This is a genomic window from Flavobacterium sp. (assembly GCF_029242675.1).
GTDB lineage: Bacteria > Bacteroidota > Bacteroidia > Flavobacteriales > Flavobacteriaceae > Flavobacterium.
The window spans coordinates 1-7,748 of the sequence record NZ_JAQWTM010000239.1 but is presented as its reverse complement, the minus strand read 5'-3'; the positions used below and the strand labels follow the sequence as shown (position 1 = coordinate 7,748).

Sequence of the window (7,748 nt, the reverse complement as noted above, 5' to 3'; positions counted from 1 at the left end):
TAACGCCATATTTTCTAGAAATTGCCGTCAATTCCTCTTTGGCCTTGTATATACTCCAATTCGCCATTAGGTAACCACCATCCTTAGTTCCGTCAGAGAAACCTAACATAATGGTCTGCTTCATTTCTCTTGCCTTTAAATGATTAAAATACGCTTGGTTCGTATACAATTGCTCCATAATGGTATGTGCGTTCATCAAATCATCAACGGATTCAAATAACGGCACCACATCAACAGTAGGAGTTTCCCAATCGCATAGACGAATCATAGCAAAAGTCTCCATTACATTTAAAGCACTTTCATTATTGCTTATGATATATCTATTGGCGCCAAGTTCACCATTGTTTTCTTGTATTATCTTGATAGATTGAATGGATTCAATAGTAGATTTTGTAATTTCATTAGAGAAATTAGCAGCATCTAACTTACCCGAAACCGTAGCAAGAACCTCAAATTTTTCGGTTTCAGTCAACTCGTAATAGTTTGATGGAAAAACGGCAACCGCCGCATTTACATAAAAATCAAAAATATCTTTGAAAACTTGATCATGAATTTTACTGTTTTGACGAATATCCAAAGAAGCAAAATGGAAACCAAATAGATTTACTTTAATAATTAAAGCTTCCAATTGATCCAAATAAAGAGATTGATGCTGTGTTACAACAATGGTTTTAATCTTATTTAATTGCGCCTTAAATTCTTCTAAAGTAATGAAAATATCACCCTTTGAATAAAACACAGAACGGTAAAGTTTGTGTTCAAGTTCCGTAATTAAAACATCTACATTATAGAAAGTTAGCTTTCTCTTTAAATTTCGTATTTCTATATAATAACACTTTAAAATAGAGGTTCTCAAACGCTCTGCTACTTTCAATGTTATCTCGGTTGTCACAAAAGGATTTCCGTCTCGATCTCCACCTGGCCAAAAACCTAATTTGATCAATGCATTCTGAATTGATTCGCCTTGAAACACGTTTTTCTGCAAGTAATGAACCATATCACCCGAAGTATGGTAAAAAACATTTTCGAGGTACCAAATTAAGCTTACTGCTTCATCAAAGGGATTGGGTTTCTCATTCTTTATAAAAGGCGTCTTCCCTAGCTGAGCTAAAAGTTCCTTGATATTCAATAAATTATTTCCGCGAATAGCATCAGTTAAATCGTTTATAATTCCTAAAACAGACCCTGGATAAAACTGAGTAGGATGCGCTGTAAGCACTGTTCTAACATTAAAATCTTCTAAAAACGCAATAAGTTCTGCCTTTTTCCCTTTCGCTTCGGCTTTTTCTTTTATATCGCGCAACGACCCACGACCTTCCATATTGTTTACAATAGGAAAAGCAGCATCTTCAACGGCATCAAATAAAACAATTTGGCGTTCGATATATTGAATAAAACGAAACATCAAATCTATTTTATCCTTCTCATCATCGGACTGTAAATATTTTTTGGAAAAATAATCCATAATTTCTTTTGGCGTCTGTGATCGCTTGAATCCTTTTTCACAAACTTCTGTAAATAAAGGAAGTAAAACCCCTGTATTATCAATAGAATCAAAAGGTAGCGTAATAAATACACTATTGTAAATATTGTATTTAGAGAGCACGTTTTCATTAAAACGTTGGATTTTAGGTAAAGTATACATGAGGTGTTGTAGTTGGTTAGTGGTAGTTAAAATAGGTGTAAAAAAATAACCTCAAGAACTAACTTGAGGTTATATTACATAAATATAGCATTCAAGTAAATTACATGTTTTTAAAGATCGTGTGCATCAAACGCTTTTTGTCGTTAATACTTTCCTCAAGAGAAATCATAGTTTCAGTTCTATAAACACCTTCAATATCATCAATCATAAAGATTACGTCTTTAGCATGCTTGGTATCTTTAGCTCTAATTTTACAGAAAATATTAAATTTTCCTGTTGTCACAGAAGCCACCGTTACAAATGGGATTTCGTTAATACGTTGTAAAACAAACTTAGTTTGAGATGTGTTGTTTAGAAAAACACCAACATAAGCGATGAAAGAATACCCTAATTTATCATAGTCAAGAACTAATGAAGATCCCATAATAATCCCAGCATCCTCCATTTTTTTAACCCTAACGTGTACGGTACCAGCAGAGATCAGCAGTTTTTTTGCAATATCTGTAAAAGGAACTCTCGTATTATCAATCAACATATCTAAAATTTGGTGATCTACTTCATCTAAACGGAACTTACTCATATTTCATTAATTAACATTATTATTTAGTTGTGTTGCAGTATAAAAATATACATAAAAAAGGCAAAGTTATCAAAAAAGTTACTTTATTATCAAACCATTAACAATTTTTATACTTTTATTTAAATAAAAATTGGCTTTTTTACCTAATTTCGGAAAACCATCTTCATCATCTGAATACAACGCTTCGTTCGCATCATACACATAATGACCATAGTAACCTTCTAAATCACCAATTTCTACAAAATAAGCGTTAAAAGTAATCATATTCTCAATTAACTCTTCCTTATACTGCAATGCAAAATTCGTTATTTTTTCGATACCATCATAATTAATTCTAACCTTTTTATATATAAAATCATAAAAAACAGCATTATTTTGAGGAATATTCAAATATTCGTCAATTCTATTAACAACTATATCGTTTTCGTAAATTGCTAGAAAACTCGAAATCAATGCGACAAATGCATATTTCCTTGTTTGCTCTCGCTGATAATCATCCTGAAAATGTCCTGCCTCAAATAAAATAGTAGGCGTTCCCAAATACTGAAAAGTATCCCCAATACAATTGATATTAAAAGAATCATCAAAACGTCCGATTTGTCCCGGAATAAGCTCTTGTAACACCTCATTAATCGCTACTATGACATTAATTGCTTTTAAACGTGATGCATTTACCTCACGGGCGGCATTATAGGAAGGTGCTAGAAAAGATAATGTTGCAGTTTTCCCAGTATCACTAACTCCAAAAATGGTACGCTGATCATGTAAGTTATAGCAATAATCTGGATTAAACGAATTGTATTCAGCTTGTAAAACCCTGCTTTCGGGTTGTGTGAGGTCCTGAGAATCTCGATTCAGATCTACTTTACTGGCATTTTCTCTAGTATACAATTCTGAACCATCTGGATTTAGCATCGGAATGCAACAAAAAGAAAAACGGTCTAGCAGTTTAGTAGCTAAATCCGATTTAGAGTGCAGCAAATTCAAAAAATCAAACAAGGCTTTCGTAGTGGTACTTTCATTTCCATGCATTTGAGACCATAGTAAAATTTTTATATTTCCTGTCCCAATGAGGTATTTATAAATAGGTTTGCCCAAAACCGATTCGCCTATAACGGAAAGCTGATTGTTAGTATTTAATCGTTTTAAAATAGGTTCAATTGAATCTAAAGTTACGTATCTCCCGCTAATAGATTGGTCCTTGTTGTCAGTGAATAATGCTTCGAAATTCATATCTAATTATTAATTTACAAAAGTAAACATCTTTATATTTACAAATGTAAACAGTAAAAAATATCGATATTTTAGAAATGTAAACACTATTTCTAGGTTTAAAGTAAACTAAGTACAATAGCTTGTATACAATTGTTACCCATTTTATTGTTAAGTAGTATGTATTTACTATTCAATGCTTTATGATTACTTATATTAACCATTACTTATTGTTATTATTCCCTATTTTAATAATTTACAATTGTAATATAGTAGTTTCGGACTTTTTTAATTACATTTGTAACAGTTGAAATAAAAAAATAATTTACAATGGTAAACACAGAAGATTTCATAAAACGTTTGGAGATTATCTTAGACTACTACAGTTTAAATGCCTCTGGTTTTGCCGACAAAATTGGCGTACAACGCTCTAGCTTGTCTCACCTACTTTCTGGTAGAAATAAGCCAAGTCTTGATTTTATTCTGAAAATTTTAGAGGTTTTCCCTGATGTAGATTTGTATTGGATTTTGAATGGAAAAGGAAACTTTCCTAAAAATGAAGAAGCCACTCCTGAGAAATTAGCTCCCGCTACTCCAACGGTTGCAGCTGACAAAAATGAGATAGGAAATTTATTCAGCGAAAATGCAAAAGAAAAAAGTAATACTCCAGCAGCAGAAATTGAAATAGCAGCCATTGCAAATTCATTTCCTGCTACCAACAATGAAAAAAATGAAATCGAAAAGATCGTAATCTTTTATAAAAACGGAACTTTTAAAAGTTATGTTCCTTAAATGGACTTGCTACTTTTACGGACAATATATCACATTCGATGATGCAAGCTGCTTTTAATACTTTAGAAAACCTGAAATATAATAAGTTTTTATTTTTCAGGGACCCAATAGCTTTTCTCTGGAATTTTACCAACCACACCTCTATAATGTTCTAAAAGTGCTGCCAAATCGTTTTCAAGGTCACCTGTTGGAGCGATAGGACGTCCTAGATTTACTTCTTTTTTACCAAAATCAAAGGCTACGGGAACAATAGGAACATTGGCTTTTAAAGCTATGTAATAAAAACCTGTCTTAAGCGTACTTACTTTGTCTCTGGTTCCTTCAGGAGCTACCGCCAACCTGAATGTTTCTTTTTTATCAAAAATGGCAGCGATAGCATCTACTTTGTTTAAACCGCCGGATCGATCTAAGGGTTCTCCTCCCATGAACTTGAAGTACGAACGCAGTGGAAAACGAAATAACTCTTTTTTGCCTACAAAATTCATTTCTAGGCCCGTAATTCCCCTTGTGAAAATACCTAAGTAAAAATCGTGAGCACTGGTATGTGGCATGACCATCATCACACATTTTTTCAAAGCGGGATCGATGGTTCCAACAATTTTCCAGCCCATGAGTCTAAAGAAAATAAATTTATAGATAAGCTTCTTCATATTTGCAATTTTGATGCAAAATATATAATTTAAACCTTATTTTTCAATAAATCTGATTCTATGCTAAAAAAATAGGAAGTTATTTTTTACCAATAAACATATATAGCACTAAATCAGCTATTAGCAAGACACTTGAAGTGACTTGGGCTAATGGCGAATTAGTTTTAGATTCAGCAAATACCAATTATTCGTACGGAAGTTTACAACGTATTTTAAAATATGGTTTGGAGAATATTGGCTTTGAAAAAATCAAACAAATGAACGAAATACTCGTTCTAGGTGTGGCGGGAGGCAGTGTGATTAAAACGCTAGTAGAAGATATTAAGTTTACAGGAGCAATAACGGGTGTTGAAATCGATGCCGAAATTATTACCCTTGCCAATGAGCATTTTAAACTAAATGAGATTCCGAATCTTCAAATTATTATAGATGATGCTTTTGAGTTTGTGCTGAAAACAACTAAAAAATATGATTTAATTCTAATTGATATTTTTCAAGACACAACTATGCCAGCCTTTTTATTTGAATCCTTCTTTACGAAGCGAATTTGCTTTTTGCTCAAGCAAAAGGGTTTTGTTCTTTTTAATACCATGATTCTGGACGAGCCTAATAGTTTTCGCAACAAAAAATACTTGGCTGATTTTAAGGAGCCTCATTTTAGCATGCGAACATTGCCCAGAGTAGAACAACATAATGAGCTTATTATCATTGAAAGCGTGGCGCTCTAAAAGCTGTCAAATTACAACACATAAAAAAGCCGCAATTGTAATCATTGCAGCTTTTTCATAATTGGTATTCTATTTTTATCTTGTAGCTAAGTAGCTGATAACATTTTTCTCTATGCGATCATCAATGTTAGCGATATCGGCTTTTAAAAATTTTTCACCTAGAATATTTTCATATAATTCAATGTATCTTTCTGAAACCGACTCTATATACGCCTCAGTCATCTCTGGAATTGCTTGTCCGTCCTGTCCTTGAAAACCATTTTCAATCAACCAACGACGAACAAATTCTTTAGATAATTGCTTTTGTTCTTCGCCTTTATCTTGTCGCTCTTGATAGCCTTCTGCGTAAAAATAACGAGACGAATCCGGTGTGTGAATTTCATCGATTAAAACGATTTTACCTTCTTTTGTTTTACCAAATTCGTATTTGGTGTCCACTAAAATCAATCCTCTACTAGCTGCAATCTCTGTTCCTCTTTGAAACAAGGCACGTGTATATTTTTCAAGAACAAGGTAATCTTCTTCGGTAACTATTCCGTTAGATAAAATTGCTTCTCTAGAAATATCCGCATCATGTTCTCCATTGTCTGCTTTGGTCGTTGGCGTAATAATTGGCTCCGGAAATTTATCGTTCTCCTTCAGCCCTTCGACCATTGTTACTCCACAAATCGTTCTTTTGCCTTGAGCGTACTCCCTTGCGGCATGACCTGACAAATAGCCTCTAATAACCATTTCGACTTTAAAAGGATCACACAAATGACCAACAGCAACGTTGGGATCCGGAGTTGCAATGAGCCAATTCGGGACGATATCGGCTGTTAATTCCATGAATTTAGTTGCAATTTGATTCAGAATTTGACCTTTATACGGAATCCCTTTTGGTAAAACCACATCAAAAGCCGAAAGCCTGTCTGTAGCCACCATGACCAATAATTCGTCATTGATATTGTAAACTTCTCTGACTTTACCACGGTAAACCGATTTTTGTTCAGGAAATGTAAAATTAGTAGTTGTAATTGTATTCATTGTTGTGTGTTATTGTTTTGGCAAAAGTAGGTTTTTAGTAAAGATACGCAAAATACTAACTTCCTTTTTCTGCGTTGCTTTTAACTATTTTTGTAATAGTGAGTTGTTGAATAAATTTAAAATTCGGCTGTATTCATCTACCCAAGAATAGGTTTCTTTGAATCCATGTGCTTCAACTGGGAAAGAGGCCAAAGTCCAGTTTTTCTTTCCAAGTTCAATGAAACGCTGCGAAAGGCGCACAATGTCTTTATATTCCACATTATTATCTACCATTCCGTGCAACATAAGCAACTCACCCTTCAAGTTATCCGCAAAATAAATAGGGGAACTTTTTTTGTAGGCCAAAGGGTCCGTTTCTGGGAAATTTAAAATATTCCCTGTATATCCATGGTTGTAATGAGCCCAATCCGTTACTGATCGTAAAGCAGCTCCCGCTTTGAATTCCCCGGGAGTGGTTACCATTCCCATTAGCGTAATAAAACCACCGTACGAACCACCGTAAATTCCTACTCTACCGGCATCAATATTTAGATTGTCTACTAAATATTTTTTACCATCAATTTGATCTAATAAATCTTTTCCGCCCATAAAACGGTAAATCCCAGTTCTAAAATCTCTACCATAACCATCACTACCGCGGTAATCAATATCCAAAACCGTATAACCTGCATCTGTTAGCAAATTATGAAACATGTATTCTCTGTGGTAGGTACTCCAGTAATTGTGTGCGTTTTGCAAATATCCAGCGCCGTGTACAAAGATAATCGCCGCTTTATTGGCATTGCTGCTTTCGGGCTTATACAATCGAGCATTGACCATAGTACCATCTTGCGCTTTAAAACTGATTACGTCAGGGCTGCGCCAAGGATAGGCATTAAATTCAGGAGTTGTCGAAAAAGTAATTTGTTCTTGAACAGGATTCATTTTGTTGTCTGCCACAAATAATTCCCAAGGTTTATTTTTATAAGAATAGCGGAATACTAATTTGGTCTCATCAGGAGACAAGCTGGTTTCATAGGCACCGTCTTTTGTTAATATCGGTTGTAGTTTAGCATCGGCTACAGCCAATTTGTAAAAATTTCGATTTCCAGGATGAATAGTCGTTGTTGTTAAAT

8 protein-coding genes are annotated in these 7,748 nt (G+C 34.0%); 2 read left to right on the top strand and 6 right to left on the bottom strand.

Annotation, left to right across the window (positions count from 1 at the left end):
• The 3 genes from P8M54_RS08905 to P8M54_RS08895 all read right to left on the bottom strand — a co-directional run.
• Positions 1 to 1,645 (bottom strand): phosphoenolpyruvate carboxylase (locus tag P8M54_RS08905; RefSeq protein ID WP_300287368.1); only part of this gene is annotated, 1,645 nt, incomplete at its 3' end.
• 100 nt (positions 1,646 to 1,745) lie between these two features.
• Positions 1,746 to 2,225 carry a winged helix-turn-helix transcriptional regulator gene (locus P8M54_RS08900; RefSeq protein ID WP_132109674.1) on the bottom strand — a complete coding sequence of 160 codons (480 nt, stop codon included), beginning with the start codon at positions 2,223 to 2,225 and terminating at the stop codon, positions 1,746 to 1,748.
• A 78-nt stretch (positions 2,226 to 2,303) separates the two neighbouring features.
• On the bottom strand, positions 2,304 to 3,458 hold the full coding sequence (locus P8M54_RS08895; protein WP_300287364.1) for a M14 metallopeptidase family protein: 1,155 nt from the start codon (positions 3,456 to 3,458) through the stop codon (positions 2,304 to 2,306).
• A 309-nt stretch (positions 3,459 to 3,767) separates the two neighbouring features.
• Between P8M54_RS08895 and P8M54_RS08890 the strand changes: the two genes are divergently transcribed.
• Complete coding sequence (locus P8M54_RS08890) at positions 3,768 to 4,229, top strand: helix-turn-helix transcriptional regulator (protein WP_300287362.1); 462 nt, start codon at positions 3,768 to 3,770, stop codon at positions 4,227 to 4,229.
• A gap of 89 nt (positions 4,230 to 4,318) precedes the next feature.
• On the opposite strand, the gene P8M54_RS08885 is transcribed toward P8M54_RS08890, so the two are convergent.
• Positions 4,319 to 4,879 carry a 1-acyl-sn-glycerol-3-phosphate acyltransferase gene (locus P8M54_RS08885; RefSeq protein WP_300287360.1) on the bottom strand — a complete coding sequence of 187 codons (561 nt, stop codon included), beginning with the start codon at positions 4,877 to 4,879 and terminating at the stop codon, positions 4,319 to 4,321.
• Positions 4,880 to 4,950: 71 nt separating this feature from the next.
• Between P8M54_RS08885 and P8M54_RS08880 the strand changes: the two genes are divergently transcribed.
• Positions 4,951 to 5,607: a fused MFS/spermidine synthase gene (locus tag P8M54_RS08880; protein ID WP_300287370.1), complete on the top strand. Its 657-nt coding sequence runs from the start codon at positions 4,951 to 4,953 to the stop codon at positions 5,605 to 5,607.
• Between the two features lie 75 nt (positions 5,608 to 5,682).
• Here P8M54_RS08880 and P8M54_RS08875 read toward each other — a convergent pair whose 3' ends face one another.
• Both P8M54_RS08875 and P8M54_RS08870 read right to left on the bottom strand, forming a co-directional pair.
• Positions 5,683 to 6,633, bottom strand: a complete 951-nt coding sequence (locus P8M54_RS08875; RefSeq protein WP_300287359.1) for a phosphoribosylaminoimidazolesuccinocarboxamide synthase — start codon at positions 6,631 to 6,633, stop codon at positions 5,683 to 5,685.
• Positions 6,634 to 6,717: 84 nt separating this feature from the next.
• Positions 6,718 to 7,748, bottom strand: a 1,031-nt coding sequence (locus P8M54_RS08870; protein WP_300287357.1) for a prolyl oligopeptidase family serine peptidase, incomplete at its 5' end; no start/stop codon positions are given.

Coding starts and splice junctions, on each gene's coding strand:
- P8M54_RS08900 (WP_132109674.1), bottom strand. CDS start 2,225: ATGAGTAAGTTCCGTTTAGATGAAGTAGATCACCAAATTTTAGATATG.
- P8M54_RS08895 (WP_300287364.1), bottom strand. CDS start 3,458: ATGAATTTCGAAGCATTATTCACTGACAACAAGGACCAATCTATTAGC.
- P8M54_RS08890 (WP_300287362.1), top strand. CDS start 3,768: ATGGTAAACACAGAAGATTTCATAAAACGTTTGGAGATTATCTTAGAC.
- P8M54_RS08885 (WP_300287360.1), bottom strand. CDS start 4,879: ATGAAGAAGCTTATCTATAAATTTATTTTCTTTAGACTCATGGGCTGG.
- P8M54_RS08875 (WP_300287359.1), bottom strand. CDS start 6,633: ATGAATACAATTACAACTACTAATTTTACATTTCCTGAACAAAAATCG.